Annotated in this window: 19 protein-coding genes; 7 read left to right on the top strand and 12 right to left on the bottom strand. The window is 67.8% G+C overall.

Features of this window, described 5'->3' with window-relative positions; translation table 11 throughout:
- Window positions 1-22: 22 nt before the first annotated feature.
- On the bottom strand, window positions 23-2,152 hold the full coding sequence (gene scpA, locus A9O63_RS13250) for a methylmalonyl-CoA mutase (RefSeq protein ID WP_069332365.1): 2,130 nt from the start codon (window positions 2,150-2,152) through the stop codon (window positions 23-25).
- Between scpA and A9O63_RS13245 the strand changes: the two genes are divergently transcribed.
- Window positions 2,058-2,687 carry a DUF4174 domain-containing protein gene (locus tag A9O63_RS13245; RefSeq protein ID WP_328585909.1) on the top strand — a complete coding sequence of 210 codons (630 nt, stop codon included), beginning with the start codon at window positions 2,058-2,060 and terminating at the stop codon, window positions 2,685-2,687. The genes scpA and A9O63_RS13245 overlap by 95 nt on opposite strands.
- 1 nt (window position 2,688) lies before the next feature.
- Here A9O63_RS13245 and A9O63_RS13240 read toward each other — a convergent pair whose 3' ends face one another.
- The 6 genes from A9O63_RS13240 to A9O63_RS13220 all read right to left on the bottom strand — a co-directional run bounded on the left by A9O63_RS13240 (window position 2,689) and on the right by A9O63_RS13220 (window position 8,270).
- A complete protein-coding gene (locus A9O63_RS13240; protein ID WP_069332363.1) occupies window positions 2,689-4,689 on the bottom strand; it encodes an acetyl-CoA carboxylase biotin carboxylase subunit in 2,001 nt (666 codons plus the stop codon).
- A 182-nt stretch (window positions 4,690-4,871) separates the two neighbouring features.
- On the bottom strand, window positions 4,872-5,099 hold the full coding sequence (locus tag A9O63_RS13235; RefSeq protein WP_069332362.1) for a hypothetical protein: 228 nt from the start codon (window positions 5,097-5,099) through the stop codon (window positions 4,872-4,874).
- A gap of 313 nt (window positions 5,100-5,412) precedes the next feature.
- Window positions 5,413-5,811: a hypothetical protein gene (locus tag A9O63_RS13230; RefSeq protein WP_069332361.1), complete on the bottom strand. Its 399-nt coding sequence runs from the start codon at window positions 5,809-5,811 to the stop codon at window positions 5,413-5,415.
- 72 nt (window positions 5,812-5,883) lie between these two features.
- Window positions 5,884-6,018: a hypothetical protein gene (locus tag A9O63_RS23575; protein ID WP_002719344.1), complete on the bottom strand. Its 135-nt coding sequence runs from the start codon at window positions 6,016-6,018 to the stop codon at window positions 5,884-5,886.
- 214 nt (window positions 6,019-6,232) lie between these two features.
- Entirely contained in the window at window positions 6,233-6,580 is a 348-nt protein-coding gene (locus tag A9O63_RS13225; protein WP_069332360.1) for a DUF6497 family protein, read from the bottom strand.
- A gap of 157 nt (window positions 6,581-6,737) precedes the next feature.
- The gene (locus A9O63_RS13220; protein WP_002719342.1) at window positions 6,738-8,270 is read right to left on the bottom strand and encodes an acyl-CoA carboxylase subunit beta; all 1,533 of its coding nucleotides are present in this window, start codon (window positions 8,268-8,270) and stop codon (window positions 6,738-6,740) included.
- A 128-nt stretch (window positions 8,271-8,398) separates the two neighbouring features.
- Between A9O63_RS13220 and A9O63_RS13215 the strand changes: the two genes are divergently transcribed.
- The 3 genes from A9O63_RS13215 to pccR all read left to right on the top strand — a co-directional run bounded on the left by A9O63_RS13215 (window position 8,399) and on the right by pccR (window position 11,455).
- The gene (locus tag A9O63_RS13215) at window positions 8,399-8,752 is read left to right on the top strand and encodes a DMT family protein (protein ID WP_069332359.1); all 354 of its coding nucleotides are present in this window, start codon (window positions 8,399-8,401) and stop codon (window positions 8,750-8,752) included.
- 35 nt (window positions 8,753-8,787) lie between these two features.
- Window positions 8,788-10,008 carry a multidrug effflux MFS transporter gene (locus A9O63_RS13210; protein WP_069332358.1) on the top strand — a complete coding sequence of 407 codons (1,221 nt, stop codon included), beginning with the start codon at window positions 8,788-8,790 and terminating at the stop codon, window positions 10,006-10,008.
- A gap of 61 nt (window positions 10,009-10,069) precedes the next feature.
- A complete protein-coding gene (gene pccR / locus A9O63_RS13205; protein WP_069332357.1) occupies window positions 10,070-11,455 on the top strand; it encodes a propionyl-CoA assimilation transcriptional regulator PccR in 1,386 nt (461 codons plus the stop codon).
- 307 nt (window positions 11,456-11,762) lie between these two features.
- On the opposite strand, the gene A9O63_RS13200 is transcribed toward pccR, so the two are convergent.
- The 4 genes from A9O63_RS13200 to betI all read right to left on the bottom strand — a co-directional run bounded on the left by A9O63_RS13200 (window position 11,763) and on the right by betI (window position 16,385).
- Window positions 11,763-12,419 carry a thermonuclease family protein gene (locus tag A9O63_RS13200; protein ID WP_235836985.1) on the bottom strand — a complete coding sequence of 219 codons (657 nt, stop codon included), beginning with the start codon at window positions 12,417-12,419 and terminating at the stop codon, window positions 11,763-11,765.
- Window positions 12,420-12,696: 277 nt separating this feature from the next.
- Window positions 12,697-14,343, bottom strand: coding sequence for a choline dehydrogenase (gene betA / locus A9O63_RS13195; RefSeq protein WP_069332356.1), 1,647 nt, complete (start codon window positions 14,341-14,343; stop codon window positions 12,697-12,699).
- Window positions 14,344-14,352: 9 nt separating this feature from the next.
- Window positions 14,353-15,804 carry a betaine-aldehyde dehydrogenase gene (betB, locus tag A9O63_RS13190; RefSeq protein WP_069332355.1) on the bottom strand — a complete coding sequence of 484 codons (1,452 nt, stop codon included), beginning with the start codon at window positions 15,802-15,804 and terminating at the stop codon, window positions 14,353-14,355.
- Window positions 15,801-16,385, bottom strand: coding sequence for a choline-binding transcriptional repressor BetI (betI, locus tag A9O63_RS13185; protein WP_084295886.1), 585 nt, complete (start codon window positions 16,383-16,385; stop codon window positions 15,801-15,803). The genes betB and betI overlap by 4 nt, the downstream gene beginning before the upstream one ends.
- An 86-nt stretch (window positions 16,386-16,471) precedes the next feature.
- Here betI and choX point away from each other — a divergent pair, with 86 nt between their 5' ends.
- The 3 genes from choX to choV all read left to right on the top strand — a co-directional run bounded on the left by choX (window position 16,472) and on the right by choV (window position 19,381).
- Window positions 16,472-17,398: a choline ABC transporter substrate-binding protein gene (gene choX, locus A9O63_RS13180; protein WP_069332353.1), complete on the top strand. Its 927-nt coding sequence runs from the start codon at window positions 16,472-16,474 to the stop codon at window positions 17,396-17,398.
- 103 nt (window positions 17,399-17,501) lie between these two features.
- The gene (gene choW, locus A9O63_RS13175) at window positions 17,502-18,356 is read left to right on the top strand and encodes a choline ABC transporter permease subunit (RefSeq protein WP_069332352.1); all 855 of its coding nucleotides are present in this window, start codon (window positions 17,502-17,504) and stop codon (window positions 18,354-18,356) included.
- A complete protein-coding gene (gene choV, locus A9O63_RS13170; RefSeq protein WP_009562908.1) occupies window positions 18,353-19,381 on the top strand; it encodes a choline ABC transporter ATP-binding protein in 1,029 nt (342 codons plus the stop codon). Before choW ends, choV begins: the two co-directional genes overlap by 4 nt.
- 83 nt (window positions 19,382-19,464) lie before the next feature.
- Here choV and topA read toward each other — a convergent pair whose 3' ends face one another.
- Window positions 19,465-22,119, bottom strand: a complete 2,655-nt coding sequence (gene topA / locus A9O63_RS13165; RefSeq protein WP_069332351.1) for a type I DNA topoisomerase — start codon at window positions 22,117-22,119, stop codon at window positions 19,465-19,467.
- Window positions 22,120-22,266: the final 147 nt, after the last annotated feature.

The raw sequence follows: 22,266 nt of genomic DNA, 5'->3' as shown, positions 1-22,266 counted from the left end.
GTGTGGGGCGGCGCCGGCCGTGTCAGCTGCGGGCCTCGCGGATCAGGTCGAGGATGTGCTTGGCCGCCGAGGGGATGTTGGTGCCGGGGCCGAAGATGGCCTTCACCCCCGCCTGCTGCAGGAAGTCGTAATCCTGCTGCGGGATCACGCCGCCGCAGATCACGAGGATGTCGCCCGCGCCCTTCTCCTTCAGCGCCTCGATCAGCTTCGGCGCGAGGGTCTTGTGGCCCGCCGCCAGCGAGGAGATGCCCACCACATGGACGTCATTGTCGATGGCGTCCTGCGCCGCCTCCTCGGGCGTCTGGAACAAGGTGCCCACATCGACGTCGAAGCCGATGTCGGCGAAGGCGGTGGCGATCACCTTGGCGCCGCGGTCGTGGCCATCCTGGCCCATCTTCACCACCAGCATCCGGGGCCTGCGGCCCTCTTCCTCGGCGAAGCTCTCGACGTCGCGCTGGATCTGCGCGAAGCCGTCGTCGCCCTCGTAGGCCGCGCCATAGACGCCCGAGAGCGTCTTCACTTCCGCCCGGTGGCGGCCGAACACCTTCTCCATGGCCATGCTGATCTCTCCGACAGAGGCGCGGGCGCGCGAGGCATCCACCGCGGCTTCGAGCAGGTTGCCGCCCTCAGCGGCGCGGCGGGTCAGTTCGTCGAGCGCCGCCTGGCAGGCGGCCTCGTCGCGGGCGGCGCGCATCTTTTCCAGCCGCGCGATCTGCGCGTCCCGGACGGCCACGTTGTCGATGTCGAGGATCTCGATCGGATCCTCCTTGGCCAGACGATACTTGTTCACGCCGACGATCACATCCTCGCCGCGGTCGATGGCGGCCTGCCGCCGGGCAGCCGATTCCTCGATCCTGAGCTTGGGCATCCCCGAGGCCACGGCCTTGGTCATGCCGCCCATGGCCTCGACCTCCTCGATGAGCGCCCAGGCCTTTTCCGCAAGCTCCGCGGTCAGGCTTTCGACATAGTAGGAGCCCGCGAGCGGATCGACGACCCTGGTCACGCCCGTCTCTTCCTGCAGGATGATCTGGGTGTTCCGCGCGATCCGGGCCGAGAATTCCGTGGGCAGCGCGATGGCCTCGTCGAGCGCGTTCGTATGCAGCGACTGGGTGCCGCCGAGCGCCGCCGACAGCGCCTCGTAGGCGGTGCGGATCACGTTGTTGTAGGGATCCTGCTCCTGAAGCGAGACGCCGGACGTCTGGCAATGGGTGCGCAGCATCAGGCTGCCCGGCTTCTTCGGCGCGAATTCGGACATGATCCGGTGCCACAGAAGCCGCGCCGCGCGGAGCTTCGCGGCTTCCATGAAGAAGTTCATGCCGATGGCGAAGAAGAAGCTGAGCCGTCCTGCGAAATCGTCCACATTCATGCCGCGCGCCAGCGCCGCGCGGACATATTCGCGCCCGTCGGCCAGCGTATAGGCCAGCTCCTGCACGAGGTTCGCCCCCGCCTCCTGCATGTGATAGCCGGAGATGGAGATCGAGTTGAACTTCGGCATCTCCTTCGAGGTGTATTCGATGATGTCCGCGATGATCCGCATCGAGGGTTCGGGCGGATAGATGTAGGTGTTGCGGACCATGAACTCCTTGAGGATGTCGTTCTGGATCGTGCCCGACAGCTCCGAGCGCGGCACGCCCTGCTCCTCTCCGGTCACGATGAAATTGGCGAGGATCGGGATCACCGCGCCGTTCATCGTCATGGAGACCGAGATCTTCTCGAGCGGGATGCCGTCGAACAGGATCTTCATGTCCTCGATCGAGTCGATGGCCACGCCCGCCTTGCCCACATCGCCCACCACGCGGGGGTGGTCGCTGTCATAGCCGCGGTGGGTCGCGAGGTCGAAGGCCACCGAGACGCCCTGCTGACCCGCGGCCAGCGCCTTGCGGTAGAAGGCGTTCGAGGCCTCGGCGGTCGAGAAGCCCGCATATTGCCGGATCGTCCAGGGGCGGCCCGCATACATCGTGGCGCGCACGCCGCGGGTGAAGGGCGCAACCCCGGGCAGCCCGTCGAGATGCTCCATCCCCGCAAGATCGGCCTTGGTATAGAGCGGCTTGACCGGAATGCCCTCCAGCGTGTTCCAGGTCAGGCTGTCGGGGCTCTTGCCCTTCAGCTCCTTCTCGGCGAGCTTGCGCCACGCATCGAGATCTTCGGTCATCGGCTCTTCCCTCTTACTGACCGCGGGCGCGGGGCCACGCGTGAGACTTGGGTTTCGGCGGGTGCCGGCCTATATGAGGACGGGAGGCCGCATGAAACCCGTTCAAATTCTTGCTCTTGCAGCATTTCTGCCCCTGTCTGCCCTCGCGGAGACCCCAGCCCCCGAAGGGCCGGGGCCGGTCGAGGCCCAAGGACTCACGCTTTCACAATTCCTGTGGACGAAACGGCCGGTGGTGGTCTTTGCCGACACCGAGACCGATCCGAACTTCATCCGGCAGATGGAGATGATCGCCGACCGTCTGGACTTTCTCGACGAGCGCGACGTGATCGTGATCTTCGACCCCAGCCCCGACGATCCGTCCGAGATCCGCAGGACGCTGCATCCCCGCGGCTTCTCGCTCGTGATCTTCGACAAGGACGGGCAGGTGAAGCTGCGCAAGCCCCTGCCCTGGGACGCGCGCGAGATCGGCCGGGCCATCGACAAGTTCCCCCTGCGACGGGACGAACTGCTCGAGAGGAACCCGGCCGGCCGGTAGCTCATTCGAACTCCATGATCACGTCATCCACCCGCAGGCTCGCCCCCGGCGCGGCGGCGATCTTCTTGACCGTGCCGCGGCGCTCGGCGCGCAGGATGTTCTCCATCTTCATCGCCTCGACCGTGGCCAGCGCCTGACCCTCCTGCACCTCGTCGCCCTCGGCCACGTTGATCTTCACCACGAGGCCCGGCATCGGGCAGAGCAGGTATTTCGAGGTGTCGGGCGGCAGCTTCTCGGGCATGAGAAGCGCAAGCTCGGCCTGACGCGGCGTGCGGACATGGACCTTCAGATCCGCGCCGCGCAGCCGCAGACGGAAGCCCATCGGCACCTTGCCCACCTTCATGACCAGCGGCCTGCCATCGACCATCAGGCTGGCCAGCGCCTGGCCCGGCGTCCAGTCCGAGGTCACGCGCAGCGAGGAGCCGTCCGAGAAGCTCACCGTCGAGCCCTCGCGGTCGGCGGCGATGCTGACGTGATAGCTCTCGCCCTGCAGCGCCACGACCCAGTCGACGCCCACATGCCGCTCGTGGTTGTTCATCGTTCCCGAGATGCGGGTGCGCCGGATCTCGGCCACGCGGTTCATCGCGGCGGCGGCCGCAGCCACCCGGCGCAGCGTCGGCTCGTCGAGAACCGCGCCCTGGAAGCCGTCGGGATATTCCTCGGCGATGAAGGCCGTGGTGATGTCGCCCTTCACGAAGCGCGGATGGTCCATCACGGCGCCCACGAAGGGCAGGTTGTGGCCGATCCCCTCGACCTCGAACGTGTCGAGCGCGAGCCGCATCTCCTCGATGGCCGCGTCCCGCGTCGGCGCCCAGGTGCAGAGCTTGGCGATCATCGGGTCGTAATACATCGAGATCTCGCCGCCCTCGTAGACGCCGGTATCGTTGCGCACGACCGAGGTCGGCGTCACGCTCTCGACCGGCGGGCGGTAGCGGGTGAGCCGGCCGATCGAGGGCAGGAAGTTGCGGTAGGGATCCTCGGCATAGAGACGGCTTTCCATCGCCCAGCCGTTGATCTTCAGGTCCGACTGCTGGAAGGGCAGCTTCTCGCCGGCCGCCACGCGGATCATCTGCTCGACAAGATCGATCCCGGTGATGAGCTCGGTGACGGGATGCTCCACCTGCAGGCGGGTGTTCATCTCGAGGAAGTAGAAGTTCTTCTGCCCGTCGACGATGAATTCCACCGTGCCCGCCGAAGCATAGCCCACGGCCTTGGCCAGCGCGCAGGCCTGCTCGCCCATGGCCTTGCGGGTCGCCTCGTCGAGGAAGGGCGAGGGCGCCTCCTCGATGACCTTCTGGTTGCGGCGCTGGATCGAGCATTCGCGCTCGTGCAGGTAGACGCAGTTGCCGTGGGTGTCGGCCAGCACCTGGATCTCGATGTGGCGCGGCTGGGTCACGAACTTCTCGATGAAGATCCGGTCATCGCCGAAGCTGTTGGCGGCCTCGTTCTTCGAGGATTCGAAGCCTTCCTTGACCTCGGCCTCGCTCCAGGCGATGCGCATGCCCTTGCCGCCGCCGCCGGCGCTGGCCTTGATCATCACCGGATAGCCGATCTCGTTCGAGATCTTCACCGCCTCGTCGGCGTCGGCGATCAGGCCCATGTAGCCCGGAACCGTCGAGACGCCGGCCTCTTTCGCCAGCTTCTTCGAGGTGATCTTGTCGCCCATGGCCTCGATCGCCCGCGAAGGCGGGCCGATGAAGACCACGCCTGCCGCTTCGAGCGCCGCGGCGAAATCCATCCGTTCCGACAGGAAGCCGTAGCCCGGATGCACCGCCTCGGCGCCCGACTGCTTGATCGCCTCCATGATCTTGTCGATCACGATGTAGGACTGGTTGGCGGGCGGCGGCCCGATATGGATCGCCTCGTCCGCCATGCTGACGTGGAGCGCATTGCGGTCGGCGTCGGAATAGACGGCGACCGTCTGGATGCCCATCTTGCGGGCGGTCTTGATGACGCGGCAGGCGATCTCGCCCCGGTTCGCGATCAGGATCTTCTTGAACATCATCGTCCCTTTGTCAGCAGCGCGCGGCAAGGCGCGAAAACGAAAAGGACCGCCCGGGCCAAAGCCCGGACGGTCCCTGAGATGCAGTGGTCTGCGCGGCCGAAGCGGCGCGGAAAGGGTTGCGCGACGCCGCCGGAGCGGTGCCGAAGCCTGCGATCAGCGCCGCGGGAGCGGCACCGACCTCAGTAGTAGTTGCCGCCCGAGCGGCAGGCCGGCAGGCCCGGTACGCCGCAGCTGGCAGCGCCGGCGAGGGCGCCGAGAGCGGCACCGGCCACCATGTTCTCGTCGGTCGCATCGGCGAGAGCCGCGCCCGCGAGCGCGCCGCCACCGGCACGGCCGGTCGCCGTGTCGCAGGCCGAGACGGTCGCGGCGATGGCCCCGAGAAGAAGGAATTTCGTGATGTTGGACATGCTCTGCCTCCGGCTTCTGTTTTGTCGGAGCCGAGGATTACCGCAACCGGCGACGCGGAAAAGCCGAAAATCGGTCGCGGGGCGGGCTCGGCCGATTGCCGCTCAAACGGGGAAAAGGCCGGCCCGGTGCGAGAGGCACCGGACCGGAAGGAAAGGGAAGGGTCGCAAGACTGCGGAAGGTGCCCCGCCGAGGTGGAGGCTTCCGCTTCTTCAACATGGGGCGCATCCGGCGGGCAGACAAAGGCCAAGTGGGCGTGCATTTCGCGATGCGCGAAATCCGGCCGCAGGAGCAGATGCTTGCGCGACTCCATGCCTAGTCCTCGTCCGTGTCGTCCCAATCGTCCTCGAAGGCCGCCGGCGGCGCATCGGGAGCGAAGACCTCGGGAAAGGCGGCCTCGGCCTTGCGGCGGTCGATCCGCAGCAGGGCGTCGTAGGATTCAGGATCGAACGGATCCTCGGCCGCCACGACCTCGCGGCCGAAGAGCCACGACAGGCGGCCCGCGTCGAGATTGCCGCGCTCGAACGGCTCCTCGCCGAAATGGGCCCAGAGGGCCGCAAGGAAGCCAGCATCGGCCGCGCGATCGACGGCCTTGCGGTCGCGGTAGCGCTCGCGCCGGATGATGCGCGTGGCGCCCTCCTTGTTGGCGCGGCGGATCGTATATTGGAGATCGGTGCCCGGAAGCCGGCTCGGGAAGCCGCGGTGCTTCAGCATGGCACGCCCTCCCGGATCGGGAGGGCGAAGGTGTAGGCGGGCCGGAGAGACTCGACGGCCCGCCCGGGCAGATTACTTGTATTTGCCCGTGTAGACCGGCTCGGTCGTGACGGCCGGCTGTTCCACGTACACGGCTTCTTCTTTTTTCGCGCAGGCAGCCACGAAGGCAACCATGCACAGCGCGAAAACGACAGTGCTCTTCGACATCCTCTACTCCATTTTTTATTGCAAGCCGACGCTGAGGAACCTTCCTCAACGTGGACTTCCTGCGAGGCATAGACCGCTTGGGTTCGGTCGTCCAGCATCGTATCTGATCCCCCAAGCGATTGACACATCATGCGTTTCAAAGCCTTGTCCTGTGACTCTTCTACATCAGCCAACCCCGAAATTTGGGGCCAGACCACAATAGGTGGTGTTGCCATCAGAAAGCCTCCCAGATGCAGTGGCCATCCCGGATGCTGAAGGCCTCGAAGTATTGCGTGGCGTCGGGGTCGGCCTCGCCGAAGGGAACCGGCCTGTCCGAGAGGGAAACGATGACCTGCGCGGGCGGCGGAACCACTTCGGCAACCCGGGGCAGGACATAGCTCTCGCACAGGGCCACCATGTCGGAAAAGGCCGTATCGTAATCCACTCCCCCTCCGGCGGCGATGCCGGGCGTGAGAAAGCGGAAGCGGAAGGTCAGGCCCGCCGGGCCCGGCTCGTTCCAGATCGTGTCGATCAGCGTCACCGCCTGGCCCGAGGGCACGGCAATCGGGTCGGTCTCGGTCATGCCGCAGCCCCTCCCCGCCGGACCCCGGGCGCCCGCCTGCGCGGCAGCCCGGGCCCCCGGCCCCGACGATTCGCGCGCCCCCGTGCGGAAGCCGCGGGGCTCCGCACGGTGCCGACGCCATCCTCAGCGGCGAGCCTCATCCTTCCCCTCCCCCGGATCAGAGGGGAATGTTATCGTGCTTCTTCCACGGATTAGCGAGTTTCTTGTTCCGCAGGCTCGCGAAGGCCTTCGACACCCGGCGGCGGGTCGAATGCGGCATGATCACCTCGTCGATGAAGCCGCGCTCGGCCGCCACGAAGGGGTTGGCGAAGCGGTCCTCATATTCCTTCGCGCGGGCGGCGATCTTCTCCTTGTCGCCCAGTTCCGAGCGGTAGAGGATCTCGGTCGCGCCCTTGGCGCCCATCACCGCGATCTCGGCCGTGGGCCAGGCATAGTTGAAATCGCCGCGCAGGTGCTTCGAGGCCATCACGTCATAGGCGCCGCCATAGGCCTTGCGGGTGATGACCGTGACCTTCGGCACGGTCGCCTCGCCATAGGCGAACAGCAGCTTCGCCCCGTGCTTGATGACGCCGCCATATTCCTGCCCGGTGCCCGGCAGGAAGCCCGGCACGTCGACGAGCGTCAGGATCGGGATGTTGAAGGCGTCGCAGAAGCGCACGAAGCGCGCGGCCTTGCGCGAGCTGTCGATGTCGAGGCAGCCCGCCAGCACCATCGGCTGGTTCGCCACCACCCCCACCGTCTGGCCCTCGAGCCGGATGAAACCGGTGATGATGTTGGCCGCGAAGTCCTTCTGGATCTCGTAGAAGTCCGCCTCGTCGGCGATCTTCAGGATGAGCTCCTTCATGTCGTAGGGCTGGTTCGGGTTGTCGGGGATCAGCGTGTCGAGGCTGTCCTCGATCCGCGCCACATCGTCGAAGAAGGGCCGCACCGGGGCGGGCGTGCGGTTCGAGAGCGGCAGGAAATCGACGAGGCGGCGAATCTCGTAGAGAGCCTCGACGTCGTTCTCGAAGGCGCCATCGGCCACGGAAGACTTTTTCGTATGGGTGGAGGCCCCGCCGAGTTCCTCGGCCGTCACCACCTCGTTCGTCACCGTCTTCACCACATCGGGGCCGGTCACGAACATGTAGGAGGTGTCGCGCACCATGAAGATGAAGTCGGTCATGGCGGGCGAGTAGACCGCGCCGCCCGCGCAGGGGCCCATGATGACCGAGATCTGCGGGATCACGCCCGAGGCCATGATGTTGCGCTGGAACACGTCGGCATAGCCTGCGAGCGAGGCCACGCCCTCCTGGATGCGCGCACCGCCCGAGTCGTTCAGACCGATGACCGGCGCGCCGTTCTGCATCGCCATGTCCATGATCTTGCAGATCTTCTGCGCATGGGTCTCGGACAGCGAGCCGCCGAACACGGTGAAGTCCTGGCTGAAGACATAGACCATGCGGCCGTTGATCGTGCCCCAGCCGGTCACGACGCCGTCGCCCGCGGGACGGTCGTCCTGCATCCCGAAGTCCGTGCAGCGGTGGCGCACGAACATGTCGAATTCCTCGAACGAGCCCTCGTCGAGCAGGAGTTCGATCCGCTCGCGCGCCGTCAGCTTGCCGCGCTTGTGCTGCGCCTCGACCCGGCGCTGGCCGCCGCCGGCGCGGGCGATCGCGCGGCGGTTCTCGAGTTCCTGGAGAATGTCTTTCATGGCCTTGCCCCTCGAATTTCGCCGCACCATAGTCAGGAGCCCTTCGCTGCGAAAGAAAATTTCGGGATATTTGCAAATGACTTTGCAAAGCCCGCCTGCAAATCGCAAACCCTTCTCAGGATCTCGCCATGCCCACGCTTCCGGTGCCCCTCGTCACCATCGGTCTGCTTCTCGCCTCGAACATCTTCATGACCTTCGCCTGGTACGGGCACCTGAAGTACAAGAGCGCGCCGCTTCTCATCGTGATCTTCGTGAGCTGGGGCATCGCCTTCTTCGAATATCTGCTCCAGGTGCCGGCCAACCGGATCGGACATGCCCATTTCTCGGCCGCCCAGCTGAAGACCATCCAGGAGGTCATCACCCTCGTCGTCTTCGCCGCCTTCTCGGTGCTCTGGCTGAAGGAGCCTTTGCACTGGAATCACCTGCTGGGCTTCGCCTTCATCGGGCTCGGCGCATTCTTCATCTTCCACAGCTGGAGCTGATGGACAGACCGCTGCAGCAGGCCTAAGTCCTGTCGATGATCGCGCTCCCCCCACCCCGCTTCCTCGACCGCCGCTCGCCGCCCCATATCCTCACGCTGGTGATGCTGACGGGGCTGGCGGCGTTGGCCATGAACATCTTCCTGCCGTCGCTGCCGGGGATGTCCGCCTGGTTCGATGCGCCCTACCAGCTCCTGCAACTGTCGGTCGCGCTCTATCTCGGGCTCAGCGCCCTCCTGCAGGTGGCGGTGGGGCCGATCTCGGACAGGTTCGGCCGGCGGAACGTGATCCTGTGGTCGCTGGGCCTGTTCCTCGTGGCGACGGTGGGCACGCTGCTTGCGCCCTCGGCCGAGGTCTTTCTCGTCTTCCGCATGGCGCAGGCGGTGATCGCGGCCGGCATGGTGCTGAGCCGCGCCGTCGTGCGGGACATGGTGCCCGACGAACAGGCGGCCTCGATGATCGGCTATGTCACGATGGGCATGTCGCTCGTGCCCATGATCGGGCCGGTGATCGGGGGGATGCTCGACGAGGTCTTCGGCTGGCAGGCGAACTTCACCCTCCTCCTGGTGCTGGGGCTCCTCGTCACGGCGCTGGTCTGGGCCGATCTCGGCGAGACCTCCGAGATCCGCCCGGTGAGCTTCGGCGCGCAGCTGCGCCAGTATCCCGCCCTTCTGGGCTCGCAGCGCTTCTGGGGCTATGTGCTTTGCGCCGCCTTCGCCTCGGGCTGCTTCTTCGCCTATCTCGGCGGCGCCCCCTTCGTGGGGACCGAGATCTTCCATCTCTCCTCCTCGCAGGTAGGGCTCTATTTCTCGGCCCCGGCCATCGGCTATGCGCTGGGGAACTTCCTGTCCGGGCGCTTCTCGATCCGCATGGGCATGAACCGGATGGTGCTCTGGGGCACGGTCGCCACCACGCTGGGCCTCGGGGTCCTGATGGCGGGCACGCTGGCCGGGCTGCATCATCCGCTCTTCTTCTTCGGCATGATGACGGCGGTGGGGCTCGGCAACGGCATGGTGCTGCCCAATGCCAATGCGGGGATGCTCTCGATCCACCCGCAACTCGCAGGCACCGCCTCGGGCCTCGGCGGGGCGATCATGATCGGCGGGGGGGCAGCCCTCGCGGCGCTCGCCGGAGTGGTGCTGACGGTCGAGGGCGGAGAGATGCCGCTCATCCTCATCATGCTCTTCTCGGGCGCGGCCTCGGTCGCCGCGATCCTCTGGGTGATGCGCCGCGCGCGGGCTCTCGGCCTCGCCACCTGACGCGGCCGTTGACGCGGTTCCTTTGCAAAGGCAGGAAGGACTTTGCAAAGGGAGGCCGCAGATGGCGCAGAAACTCTATGCCGGGGCGAAGCTGCGCGAGCTGCGGGTGAAGCTCGGGCTCACGCAGAAGGTCTTTGCCGAGCGGCTCCGCGCCTCGCTGCCCTATCTCAATCAGATGGAGAACAACCACCGGCCGGTCTCGGCCACCGTGGTCCTGGCGCTCGCGCAGGAGTTCGGGGTGGATGTGACCAAGCTCACCACCTCCGAGGCCGAGCGCATCGTCACCGACATGCGCGAGGCGCTGGCCGATCCGGTCTTCACCGACAGCCCGCCCCTGGCCGACCTCCGGCTCGTGGCCTCGAACGCGCCCGCCTTCGCGCGCGCCTTCCTCGACCTGCACCGCGCCTATCGGCAGACCCACGAGCGGCTCGCCTCGCTCGACGAGGCGCTGGGGCGCGACGAGGCCGACCTGCGCCCCTCGCCCTGGGAGGAGGTGCGGGATTTCTTTCACTATTGCGACAATTACCTCGATGCGGTGGACCGGGCGGCCGAACATTACGCGGCCCCCGGCGGCGTCCGGCGCGACGTCTTTTCCGCCGCGATGGAGACGCTGACACGGGCGGGGCTCGATCTGCAGATGGCGGACATGCCGGCGATTCGCAGCCGCGAGGGGAATGCGCTGCGCCTCTCGGCCCGGGCGGCGGCACCGACGCAGAGGTTCCAGCTGCTGCATCAGGTGGCGCTCCTGACCCAGAACGACCTGCTCGAGGCCACGCTCGATCTGGCCCGGTTCCAGACCGCCGAGGCGCGCGAGATCGCCAAGATCGGGCTCGCCAACTACTTCGCCGGGGCGGCCCTCCTGCCCTATCGCCCCTTCCTGCAGGCGGCGGCCGAGACGCGGCACGATCTCGAGCGGCTGGCCGACATGTTCGGCGCCTCGATCGAACAGGTGGCGCACCGGCTCTCGACGCTGCAGCGGCCCGGCGCCAAGGGCGTGCCCTTCTTCTTCGTCCGGGTCGATCAGGCGGGCACGATCACCAAGCGTCACTCGGCCACGCGCTTCCAGTTCGCGCGCTTCGGCGGCGCCTGCCCGCTCTGGAACGTTCACCGCGCCTTCGAGACGCCGGGGCGGTTCCTGCGCCAGCTGGCCCAGACGCCGGACGGGGTGCGCTATCTGCTGCTCGCGCGGGACGTGTCGAAGCCCGGCGGCTCCTTCACCGCGCCCGTGCGCCGCTACGCCATCGGGCTCGGCTGCGAGGTGCAGCATGCCGATGCGCTGGTCTATGCGGACGGGCTGGATCTGAAGGGGAGCTTCGAGCCGATCGGCATCTCCTGCCGGATCTGTGACCGGCAGGAGTGCCACCAGCGGTCTGTGCCGCCGCTGGAAAAGCGCCTTCGGGTGGACCCCGACCGGCGCGGATTGCTGCCATACGAGATTGTCGATTAGCAGGCCGCTGTCGCGCGGCCTGCGAGGCCCTCTCATATGCACGCGCTCATGGCGCGATCCTCATCCGGTGCGTGCCGGCTCTGCGGTCCTGCGAGGGACCCTGCGAACCACGAGGTTCAGCCGCGTTCATTCCAGACAAGACGCGCGAAATGCGGGTCGGTTTTCCTGAGGGTGCCGTTCGGTCCGGTCACGCCCGGAAGATCCGCCATCAGCTCGTGCGGGGTGTGGATCATGCCGTGCTCCCTCTTGGTTTCGTTAGGGAAAAGCTACGTCACAGATTCTTTCGCCGCCTTGATGCGCATCAATGTCAGCGCTTCGCCGGCCGGAAGCCCGCAGACTCGGCCTGGGCTGAGGTGCAGAACCACTGCTCCTCGGGCCCCGAGATCACGGTGCGCGCATAGTCCGCCTGTCCGGGCATGTGATAGATCCGGCCGTTCCGCGAGACATTGCCCTTGATCGCGCAGTCCTCGGGCGGAGGCGGCGCGGGCGGCGCATGGCGATAGTCCTCGGGGCGCTGTATCGGGCCCGACCAGACGCCAAGACCCTCCGCCTCGGCCCGGGCCTCCTCGCGCACATAGCGCGCCGAATAGCGGCGGTAGGCCACGGCCGCGCCCTCGCGCACCATCCGCGCGCCCACATCCTCGCCGCGGGCCTCGCAGGTGGCGAGCAGACGGCCGTAGCGGTCGCGCTCGTCGCCCTCGCAGCGCACGGCCCGGCCGCCGAGCAGGAGCTCGAGCCGCTCGGTCGCCCAGGACCCGCAGGGCCAGAGCCGGTCGGGATCGCCACAGGTCTGGTCGTGCTCGGGCGCATCGATGCCGAAGAGGCGGACCCGGACGCCCTCGATCTCGAGCGTGTCGCCGTCGATCACGCGCGCCGGCCCCTCCACGGGCGCGGCGAGAAGGGGGAGCGGCAGAAGGGCGGCCAGAACGAGGAGTGAACGAAGTCTTAACATGCCGGCAGACATGCCCGCCTCTCCGGCCCGGACGCAAGCCGGAAGTCAGGGAAGCGTCAAGAAAGTCTCAAGACCTGCCCCAGAGCGGCGGCAGCCTCTGCCCGAGCCTGCCGCTGCCCGGGCAACCTCCGCGCGCAGTCCCGCGCGCGGCACCCCGCCGACGGGAACGAGACACGAGCCGAAACCCGCGGCCCGAGTGTCGCCCGCACGTCTCCCCGCCTTGCGAGGCGCACCCCGATCCGTCGCAGGACGCTCCCGCGCGGGGCCTCCGGCCGGACGGCCCAAGGCCTCAGCGTTGTGCCGTGCGCCAGTTCGGGTTCATCACCGGCTCGAGGTTCAGCGGCGCGAGCGGGGTCCGGCCGAGGATATGGTCGGCCGCCTTCTCGCCCACCATGATCGAGGGCGCGTTGAGGTTGCCGTTCGTCACCCGCGGGAAGATCGAACTGTCGGCCACGCGCAGCCCCTCGACCCCGATCACCCGGCACTCGGGATCGACGACCGCCATCGGATCGTCCGCCCGCCCGATCCGCGCCGTCCCGCAGGGGTGGTAGGCGCTCTCGACATGCTCGCGGATGAAGGCGTCGATCTCCGCATCCGAGGCGCAGGCCGGCCCCGGCTGGATCTCGTGCCGGACGAAGGGCCGGAAGGCCTCCTGCGCGAAGATCTCGCGCGTGAGGCGGACGCAGCGGCGGAAGTCCTGCCAATCCTCTTCGGTGGACATGTAGTTGAAGCGGATCACCGGCGGCGCCTCGGGGTCGGCCGAGCGCAGCGTCACCGACCCGCGCGAGGGCGAGCGCATCGGCCCCACATGCACCTGGAAGCCGTGGCCCTCGGCGGCGGCCTTGCCGTCGTAGCGCACGGCGATGGGCAGGAAGTGATACTGGATGTCGGGATAATCCACGCCCGGCTTCGAGCGGATGAAGGCGCAGGCCTCGAACTGGTTCGAGGCCCCGAGCCCGCGCCCGGTAAAGAGCCACTGCGCGCCGATGCTGACCTTGCCGCGCAGGTTCCAGTGCTTGAAGAGCGTGACCGGCTGGAGGCTCGCGAACTGCATGTAGACCTCCAGATGATCCTGGAGGTTCCGGCCCACGCCCGGCCGGTCGGCCACGACCGGGATCCCGTGCTCGGCCAGATGCGCGGCGGCCCCGATGCCCGACAGCATCAGAAGTTTCGGCGTGTTGAGCGAGGAGGCGGCGAGGATCACCTCGCGGCCGGCCCGGATCACCTCGCGGCCGCCGCGGCGCTGCACCTCGACGCCCACCGCACGGCCCTCCTCGATCACCACCTTCAGCGCGAGGGCGCGGGTGAGCTTGACCCCGAAGCGCTTCATCGCGGGCCTGAGATAGGCATTGGCGGCCGACCAGCGCCGCCCCTGCCAGATCGTGGCCTCCATCGGGCCGAACCCCTCCTGCGCCGCGCCGTTGTAATCGTCGGTCACCGGATAGCCCGCCTGCCGCCCCGCCTCGATGAAGGCGTTGAACAGGGGATTGGAGCGCGGGCCGCGCGTGACATGCAGCGGCCCGTCATGGCCGCGCCACTCGGCGTCGCCGGGGACGTGCCAGTTCTCCATCCGCTTGAAATAGGGCAGCACATCGGCAAAGCCCCAGCCGGTGGCCCCGCTCTCGGCCCAGTGGTCGAAGTCGCGCGCATGGCCGCGGACATAGACCATGCCGTTGATCGAGGAGGAGCCGCCGATCACCTTGCCGCGCGGCGTGGCCAGCACGCGCCCGTCCAGATGCGGCTCGGGCTCGGTCTTCAGGCCCCAGTCGTAGATCCCCATGTTCATCGGATAGGAGAGCGCCGCGGGCATCTGGATGAAGGGCCCGGCATCGGTGCCGCCATGCTCGATGACCAGCACCGAGCGGCCCGCCTCGCCGAGGCGATAGGCCATGGCACAGCCGGCCGAGCCGGCGCCGACGATGATGTAATCGAACATTCCGGCTCCTCAGTAGGGGGCGTCCACCGGCCCCATGCCGACATAGACCGACTTCACCTGCGTATAGTGCTCGACGGCGGCGCGGCCGTTCTCGCGGCCCACGCCCGACAGTTTCACCCCGCCGAAGGGCGCCTCGACCGGCGTGAGGTTGTAGGCGTTGATCCAGCAGGTCCCCGCCTGCAGCTGCGCCACCACCCGGTGCGCCCGCGTGAGATCCGCCGTGAAGACGCCCGCCGCGAGGCCGAAGTCGGTGGCATTCGCCCGCGCGATCGCCTCTTCCTCGGTCTCGAAATCGAGGACCGCCATCACCGGCCCGAACACCTCCTCGCGCGCGAGGGTCATCTCGTCCGTCACATCGGCAAAGACCGTGGGCTGGACGTAGCAGCCGGGGCTGACCGAGGCCTCGCCGCCGCAGACGAGGCGGCCGCCCTCGGCGCGGGCCTTCTCGATATAGGCCAGCACCTTCTCGAGCTGCGCCTGCGAGACGAGCGGCCCCATCTGCACCTCGGGGTCGAGCGGATCGCCCATGCGGATCGCGTCGGCCCGCTCGGCGAGCCGGGCGAGGAAGGCTTCCTTGATCCCCTTCTGCACGAAGACCCGCGTCCCGTTCGAGCAGATCTGGCCCGCCGAATAGAAGTTGCCGAGCATCGCCGCGCCGATGGCGCTCTCCAGATCGGCATCGTCGAAGACGATCAGGGGCGACTTGCCGCCGAGCTCCATCGTGACATGGCGCACGCCCTCGGCCGCGGCGGCATAGACCCGCCGGCCCGTGGGCACCGAGCCCGTGAGCGAGACCTTGGCCACCCGGCTGTCGGTGACGAGCGCCGCCCCTACCCCGCCGCGGCCCTGCACCACGTTGAAGAGCCCCGGCGGCAGGCCCGCCTCGATCAGGATCTCGGCCAGCTTCAGCGCGCCGAGCGGCGTCACCTCCGAGGGCTTGAACACCATCGCATTGCCGAGCGCGAGTGCGGGCGCGGCCTTCCAGCAGGCGATCTGGCTCGGGTAGTTCCAGGCGCCGATGCCCACGCAGAGGCCCAGGGGCTCGCGGATCGTATAGACGAAATCCTGCCCCAGCGGCACGGTCTCGCCCGTCACCGTCGGCGCGAGGCCCGCGAAGAACTCGAGCGCATCCGCCCCCGAGGCCCAGTCGGCCACCAGCGTCTCCTGCAGCGGCTTGCCGGTGTCGAGCGTCTCGAGAAGGCTCAGCTCCTCGTTACGCGCGCGGATCAGGTCCGAGGCGCGGCGCAGGATCCGTGCCCGCTCGACGGGCCGCATCGCGGCCCAGGCCGCCTGCGCACGCACGCCCGAGGCCACCGCCGCCTCGATCACGGCAGGCGTGGCCTCGTGAAGGCGGGCGATCTCCTCGCCGGTGGCGGGATAGATCACGGGGATCGGCGCGCCGGTCTCATCCTCGAGCGGACGGCCGTCGACGAAATGGCTGGCGGCGGGCTGGGCTCTCACAGGGGACATTCCTTCAGATGGGCGTTCAGATAGGCGCGGGCACAGGCTACGGCCGCCGCGCCATCGGGCGCGCCGTCCTTCAGCACCTCGCGCAGATAGAGACCGTCGATCAGCGCCCCGAGCCCGTCGGCGAGGTCGCGGGCCCGCTCCCCGGCCAGGGGCCGCAGCCCGACGAGGAGATTCGACCGCAGACGGCGCTGATAGATCGCCAGAAGCCGTTTCGCTTCGGGCGCGGTCTGGGCCAAAACGTAGAAATTCAGCCACGCCCCCACCACCTCGCGCCGGAAATTCGTGGCCGAGAACGAGGCCTGCAGGATGGCGGTGATCCGGGCGGCAGGGGTCGCCGCACCGAGCAGCGCCCCCCGCACCTCGGCCCCGTAGAGCGACAGGACGTGACGCATCGCCGCAATGAAAAGTGCTTCCTTTCCACCGAAGTAGTGGTGCGCAAGGGCCGAGGACATGCCCGCGCGCTTGGCGATCTGGCTCACGGTCACGTCGAGAGATCCCGCCCGCCCGATCTCGACGATCGTGGCTTTGACGAGCGCGGCCTTTCGGATAGGCTCCATACCGAGTTTCGGCATGTGCAGAATACCTGATTTTGTGGTTGCCAAGCCGAGCTATCGTGAAGTTTATTGACTCGTCAATCAACAAAAAACAGGGAGACATCATGACGCCCATCCGACAGGCCCTGCTGGCCGCCGCCTCGACCCTGGCCATGACGGGGACCGCCCTCGCCCAGGACCAGTGCCGCGAGGTGACCTTCTCCGATGTGGGCTGGACCGACATCACCGTCACCACCTCCGCCACCCGCCAGGTGCTCGAGGCGCTCGGCTACGAGGTGGAGGTCGACATCCTCGGCGTGCCCGTGACCTACGCCTCGATGGACAAGGGCGATGTGGACGTGTTCCTCGGCACATGGCTTCCCGCTCAGGAAGGCGCCATCGGCCCCTATCTCGAGAAGGGCAGCATCGAGGAAATCACGACGAACCTCGAAGGCACGAAATACACGCTCGCGGTGCCGACCTATCTCTATGACAAGGGCCTGAAGAGCTACGGCGACATCGCCAAGTTCAAGGACGAGCTGGAAGGCAAGGTCTACGGCATCGAGCCCGGCAACGAGGGCAACGAATATCTCATCAGCCTGACCGAGGCCGGCAAGCCGCTCGAAGGGTTCGAGGTCGTCCAGAGCTCCGAGCAGGGGATGCTGGCCCAGGTGGCCCGCTTCTACCCGCAGGAGAAGGGCGTGGTCTTCCTCGGCTGGGAGCCCCATCCGATGAACGCCACCTTCTCGCTGAAATACCTGCCGGGCGGCGAGGATTTCTTCGGCGAGGAAGGCGTGGTCAAGACCGTGGCGCGCAAGGGCTTCAAGGAAGACTGCCCGAACGTGACCAAGCTGCTGTCGCAGCAGAAATTCACCCTCCCCATGGAAAACGAGATCATGGGCAAGATCCTCGACGACGGGATGGAGCCCGACGCGGCCGTGATGGAATGGCTGAAGGCCAACCCGGGAACCATCGATCCCTGGCTCGCCGGCGTGACGACGGTGGACGGCAAGGACGGGCTGCCGGTGGTCAAGGAAGCCCTCGGCCTCTGATCCTTCGGGCGCGCGTCCCGCGGGGGCGCGCGCCGTCTGATCCCGGCAGACCTCGGCGGCCCGCCACGGGGCCGCCTCTCATGATCCACCACACGGGGTGCGCATGTTGGATTGGCTCACCGATCTCGGCTGGCTGACCGATCATAAATTGCCTGTCGGCCGCTGGTCGAAGATGGGCTTCGACTGGCTCAATGCGAATGGCGGGCCGTTCTTCAATCTCATCAGCCGCATGATGCAGGCGGTGATCGACGCCATGCTGAACGTGCTCGATGCGGCACCGCCGCTTCTGGTGATCGTGATCCTCGCGGCGATCGCCTGGGTCCTCCAGCGCAACTGGCGCGTCACGGCGCTCGTGGTGGCAGGCTTCGCCTTCATCCTGAACCAGGGCTACTGGGACGAGACGATGCAGAGCCTGACGCTGATCCTTCTGGCCTGCGTCACCTGCATGGCGATCGGCGTGCCGCTCGGCATCGCCGCCGCCCACCGGCCGCGGCTCTATCAGGCGATGAGCCCGGTCCTCGATCTGATGCAGACCCTGCCGACCTTCGTCTATCTGATCCCGGCCATCGTCTTCTTCGGCTTGGGCATGGTGCCCGGCCTGATCGCCACGGTGATCTTCGTGCTGCCCGCGCCGATCCGGCTTACCCATCTGGGCATCGCCTCGACGCCCATGGCGCTGAAGGAGGCCGCGACCGCCTTCGGCGCGACGCCGCGCCAAAGGCTCTGGAAGGTCGAGCTTCCTTACGCCTTTCCCCAGATCATGACCGGCCTCAACCAGACCATCATGCTCTCGCTGTCGATGGTCGTCATCGCGGCGCTGGTGGGGGCGAACGGGCTCGGCGTGCCGGTGGTGCGGGCGCTCAACACCGTCAACACCGCCCTCGGCTTCGAGTCGGGCTTCATCATCGTCGTCGTGGCGATTGTCCTGGACCGCATGTTGAGGGTGACGCGCAAATGACCGCCGTGGAATTCGACCGGGTCTCCATCGTCTTCGGCGATCATCCCGAACGGGCCCTGCCCCTGATGGACCGCGGACAGAGCCGATCCGAGGTGCAGGCCGAGACCGGCCAGGTGCTCGGCGTGCACGATTGCTCGCTCACCGTGGCCGAGGGCGAGATTCTCGTCCTCATGGGCCTGTCGGGGTCGGGCAAGTCGACGCTCCTGCGCGGCGTGAACGGGCTCAACCCCGTCGTGCGGGGCGAGGTGCGCGTCTCGGACGGCGACCGGATGGTGTCGGTGACGAACGCCACGGCCGCCGACCTGCGCCGGCTGCGCCTCAGCCGGATCGCCATGGTCTTCCAGCAGTTCGGCCTGCTGCCCTGGCGGACAGTGCGCGACAATGTGGGCCTCGGCCTCGAGATGGCGGGCATGGCGCCCAAGGATAGGCGGGCGCTGGTCGACGAGCAGTTGACACTTGTCAACCTTTCCGCCTGGGCCGACCGGAAGGTGGGCGAGCTCTCGGGCGGGATGCAGCAACGCGTGGGCCTCGCCCGCGCCTTCGTGACCCAGGCACCGATCCTGCTGATGGACGAGCCCTTCTCGGCGCTCGATCCGCTGATCCGCTCGCGGCTGCAGGACGAGCTTCTGGACCTGCAGCGCAAGCTGAAACGCACGATCATCTTCGTGAGCCACGATCTCGACGAGGCCTTCAAGATCGGCAACCGCATCGCGCTGATGGAGGGGGGCCGCATCGTCCAGTGCGGCACCGCGCGCGAGATCATCGCCAATCCGGTATCGGACTATGTGGCCGATTTCGTGGCCCACATGAACCCGCTGGGGGTGCTCACCGCGCGCGACGTGATGGAGGCGGGGCCCTCCCCCGCCGGTCAGAGCGTCGGTGCCGACTGCACGGTGCGCACGGTGATGGAGATGCTGCGCGACGGCGCCGGAGAGCTGGCGGTGGTCGAGAGCGGATCGGTCATCGGCACGATCCGCCCCGAGGCCGTCATGGGCCGCCTCATCGACCCGCGCGGAACGGTCTGAGCGCGGCCCCCCGACCGGACTTCCTGCCGGACCGTTCCCGCACCGGCAGGCGGCCCCGCCCGGAGCGCGGCAGGGCCCTCCCGTCAGGCGGCGTCGGTATCCGGCGCCGCCTTCTTCCTGGCGGTGGATTTCGCGGCAGCCGGCTTCTTGGCGGCTGTCTTCGTCGTCTTGGCGGCCGCCTTCTTGGGCGCGGCCTTCTTCGGCGCCCCCTCTTCGGCCTTGGCCTTCCGGGCGGGCGCCTTCTTCTTCGGCGCCTTGCCGGCCTTCTCGGCCACCAGCGCCAGAGCCTCATCGAGCGTGATCGCCTCGGGTTCGATCCCCTTCGGGATCGTGGCATTGACCTTGCCCCACTTGACGTAGGGCCCGTAGCGGCCCGGCATCACGGCGAGGAGGCCGCCGTCGGGATGCTCGCCCAGCTCCTTGATCGGCTGCGCCGGCGCCGAGGCGCCGCGGCGGCCGGCGGCCTTCTGCGCCAGCACCTCGACCGCGCGGTTCATGCCGATGGTGAAGACCTCCTCCACATCCGGCAGGTTCGCATAGGTCGAGCCATGCTTGACGTAAGGCCCGTAGCGGCCGATGGCCGCCTCGACCGGCTGGCCGTCCTCGGGATGGCTGCCCACGAGGCGCGGCAGGTTCAGAAGCATCAGCGCGCGGTCGAGATCGACCGTGTCGGGCGCCCAGCCCTTGGGCAGGCTCGCCCGCGGCGGCTTCGGCACCTCGGCCGTGACCTCGCCCTTCTGGACGTAGGGCCCGAACCGGCCCGAGCGCAGCGAGATCGGCTCGCCGTCCTCGTCATGGCCCAGAAGCTTGCCGTCGGGCGAGATCGCATTCTCCTCGTCGCCCGTGACCGAGATCGGCCGCGTGTAGCGGCAGTCGGGATAGTTGCCGCAGCCGATGAAGGCCCCGCCGCCCCGCGCCGTCTTCAGATGCAGACGCCCCGAGCCGCAGGTCGGACAGATCCGCGGATCCGAGCCGTCGGGCCGCGGCGGATAGAGATGGGGGGCGAGGAAATCGTCGAGCTTGTCGAGCACCTCGCCGATGCGCAGGTCGGCCGTCTCGGCCACGGCGGCCGAGAAGTCGCGCCAGAAGCGCGCGAGCACCTCCTTGTAGTTCCGCTCGCCCGCCGAGACATCGTCGAGTTCGCCCTCGAGATCGGCGGTGAAATCGTATTCCACATATTTGCGGAAGAAGTTCGCGAGGAAGGCCGTCACCAGCCGCCCCTTGTCCTCGGGGATCAGCCGGTTCTTGTCCTTGCGGACATATTCCCGGTCCTGGATCGTCGAGACGATGCTGGCATAGGTCGAGGGCCGGCCGATGCCCAGCTCCTCCATCCGCTTGACCAGCGTGGCCTCGGTGTAGCGCGGCGGCGGCTGGGTGTGGTGCTGCTCGGGCGTGATGGATTTCTTTTCCACCGCCTCGTTCGCCATGATCTGCGGCAGGCGGCCCTCGTCATCCTCGTCGCCGTCGCCGCGGTCGTCGCGCCCCTCCTCATAGACCTTGAGGAAGCCGTCGAAGAGCACGACCTGACCCGTGGCGCGCAGGCCCACCTGCCCGTCGGGCGAGGCGATCTCGACCGTCGTCCGCTCGAGCCGCGCCGCGGCCATCTGGCTCGCCAGCGTCCGCTTCCAGATCAGCTCGTAGAGCTTGCGCTGATCGGCGTCGGTCAGCCCCAGCTTCTCGGGCGAGGCCGACATCTCGGCGGGCCGGATGCACTCGTGGGCTTCCTGCGCGTTCTTGGCCTTGTTCTTGTACATGCGCGGGCTGTCGGGGACATAGTTCGCCCCGAAGCGCCGCTTGATCTCGTCGCGCGCGGCCATCACCGCCTCGGGCGCCATGTCGATGCCGTCGGTCCGCATGTAGGTGATGTGGCCCGCCTCATAGAGCCGCTGCGCCGCCGACATGCACTGTTTCGCCCCCATGCCGAACTTGCGCGACGCCTCCTGCTGGAGGGTCGAGGTCATGAAGGGGGCCGAGGGGTTCCGGCTCGCGGGCTTGGCCTCGACCGAGGCCACCTTCAGCGGCCGCGAGGTCACGGCCTGCACGGCCAGTTCCGCCGCCTCGGAGGTGGCAAGGTCGAACTTCTCGAGCTTCTTGCCGCCGAGCACCGTCAGGCGGGCCTCGAACTCCTGCCCGCGCGGGGTGGCGAGCACCGCCGAGACGGTCCAGAATTCGCGGGCGCGGAAGGCCTCGATCTCCATCTCGCGCTCGACGATCAGGCGCAGGCACACGGACTGCACCCGGCCCGCCGATTTCGCCCCCGGCAGTTTCCGCCAGAGCACCGGCGAGAGGGTGAAGCCCACCAGATAGTCGAGCGCCCGGCGGGCCAGATAGGCCTCGACCAGCGCGGTATCGACCTCGCGCGGGGCCTTCATCGCCTCGGTCACCGCCGCTTTGGTGATCGCGTTGAAGGTCACGCGGCGGACGGTCTTGCCCTTCTTCAGCGAGGAGGCCAGCGCCTCCTGCAGGTGCCACGAGATCGCCTCGCCCTCGCGGTCGGGGTCGGTCGCGAGAATGAGCGTGTCGTCGGTCTTCAGCGCGTCGGCGATGGCGCGGACATGCTTCTTCGAATCCGCCGCGACCTCCCAGGTCATGGCGAACTCATGGTCGGGATCGACCGATCCATCCTTGGGAGGCAGGTCGCGGACATGGCCATAGGAGGCCAGAACCGTATAGTCGGAGCCCAGGTATTTGTTGATTGTCTTGGCCTTGGCCGGGCTTTCGACGACGACGACAGCCATGGAACCCTCTTTTTGCCCTGCGACCTGCGATCGGCGCGGCACCATGTGGGGGATCGCGCGGCAATGTCAATGCGCGGCTCGGCTGCGGATCCCCCGCGGCAGGGCCGCCGGACCGCCCCGGCACGGCGCAGGGGGGCCTTGCGGGCG

The organism is Cereibacter johrii (genome assembly GCF_001720585.1).
Lineage (GTDB): Bacteria > Pseudomonadota > Alphaproteobacteria > Rhodobacterales > Rhodobacteraceae > Cereibacter_A > Cereibacter_A johrii.
Note: the sequence above shows the minus strand (reverse complement) of the source record. Positions and strands in the feature narration are given on the sequence as shown.

Excerpts from the sequence above, each read along its gene's own strand:
- A9O63_RS13245 (WP_328585909.1), top strand. The coding sequence starts at position 2,058 with ATGCCCTCCAGCGTGTTCCAGGTCAGGCTGTCGGGGCTCTTGCCCTTC.
- scpA (WP_069332365.1), bottom strand. The coding sequence starts at position 2,152 with ATGACCGAAGATCTCGATGCGTGGCGCAAGCTCGCCGAGAAGGAGCTG.
- A9O63_RS13240 (WP_069332363.1), bottom strand. The coding sequence starts at position 4,689 with ATGTTCAAGAAGATCCTGATCGCGAACCGGGGCGAGATCGCCTGCCGC.
- A9O63_RS13235 (WP_069332362.1), bottom strand. The coding sequence starts at position 5,099 with ATGTCCAACATCACGAAATTCCTTCTTCTCGGGGCCATCGCCGCGACC.
- A9O63_RS13230 (WP_069332361.1), bottom strand. The coding sequence starts at position 5,811 with ATGCTGAAGCACCGCGGCTTCCCGAGCCGGCTTCCGGGCACCGATCTC.
- A9O63_RS23575 (WP_002719344.1), bottom strand. The coding sequence starts at position 6,018 with ATGTCGAAGAGCACTGTCGTTTTCGCGCTGTGCATGGTTGCCTTCGTG.
- A9O63_RS13225 (WP_069332360.1), bottom strand. The coding sequence starts at position 6,580 with ATGACCGAGACCGACCCGATTGCCGTGCCCTCGGGCCAGGCGGTGACG.
- A9O63_RS13220 (WP_002719342.1), bottom strand. The coding sequence starts at position 8,270 with ATGAAAGACATTCTCCAGGAACTCGAGAACCGCCGCGCGATCGCCCGC.
- A9O63_RS13215 (WP_069332359.1), top strand. The coding sequence starts at position 8,399 with ATGCCCACGCTTCCGGTGCCCCTCGTCACCATCGGTCTGCTTCTCGCC.
- A9O63_RS13210 (WP_069332358.1), top strand. The coding sequence starts at position 8,788 with ATGATCGCGCTCCCCCCACCCCGCTTCCTCGACCGCCGCTCGCCGCCC.
- pccR (WP_069332357.1), top strand. The coding sequence starts at position 10,070 with ATGGCGCAGAAACTCTATGCCGGGGCGAAGCTGCGCGAGCTGCGGGTG.
- A9O63_RS13200 (WP_235836985.1), bottom strand. The coding sequence starts at position 12,419 with ATGTCTGCCGGCATGTTAAGACTTCGTTCACTCCTCGTTCTGGCCGCC.
- betA (WP_069332356.1), bottom strand. The coding sequence starts at position 14,343 with ATGTTCGATTACATCATCGTCGGCGCCGGCTCGGCCGGCTGTGCCATG.
- betI (WP_084295886.1), bottom strand. The coding sequence starts at position 16,385 with ATGCCGAAACTCGGTATGGAGCCTATCCGAAAGGCCGCGCTCGTCAAA.
- choX (WP_069332353.1), top strand. The coding sequence starts at position 16,472 with ATGACGCCCATCCGACAGGCCCTGCTGGCCGCCGCCTCGACCCTGGCC.
- choW (WP_069332352.1), top strand. The coding sequence starts at position 17,502 with ATGTTGGATTGGCTCACCGATCTCGGCTGGCTGACCGATCATAAATTG.
- choV (WP_009562908.1), top strand. The coding sequence starts at position 18,353 with ATGACCGCCGTGGAATTCGACCGGGTCTCCATCGTCTTCGGCGATCAT.
- topA (WP_069332351.1), bottom strand. The coding sequence starts at position 22,119 with ATGGCTGTCGTCGTCGTCGAAAGCCCGGCCAAGGCCAAGACAATCAAC.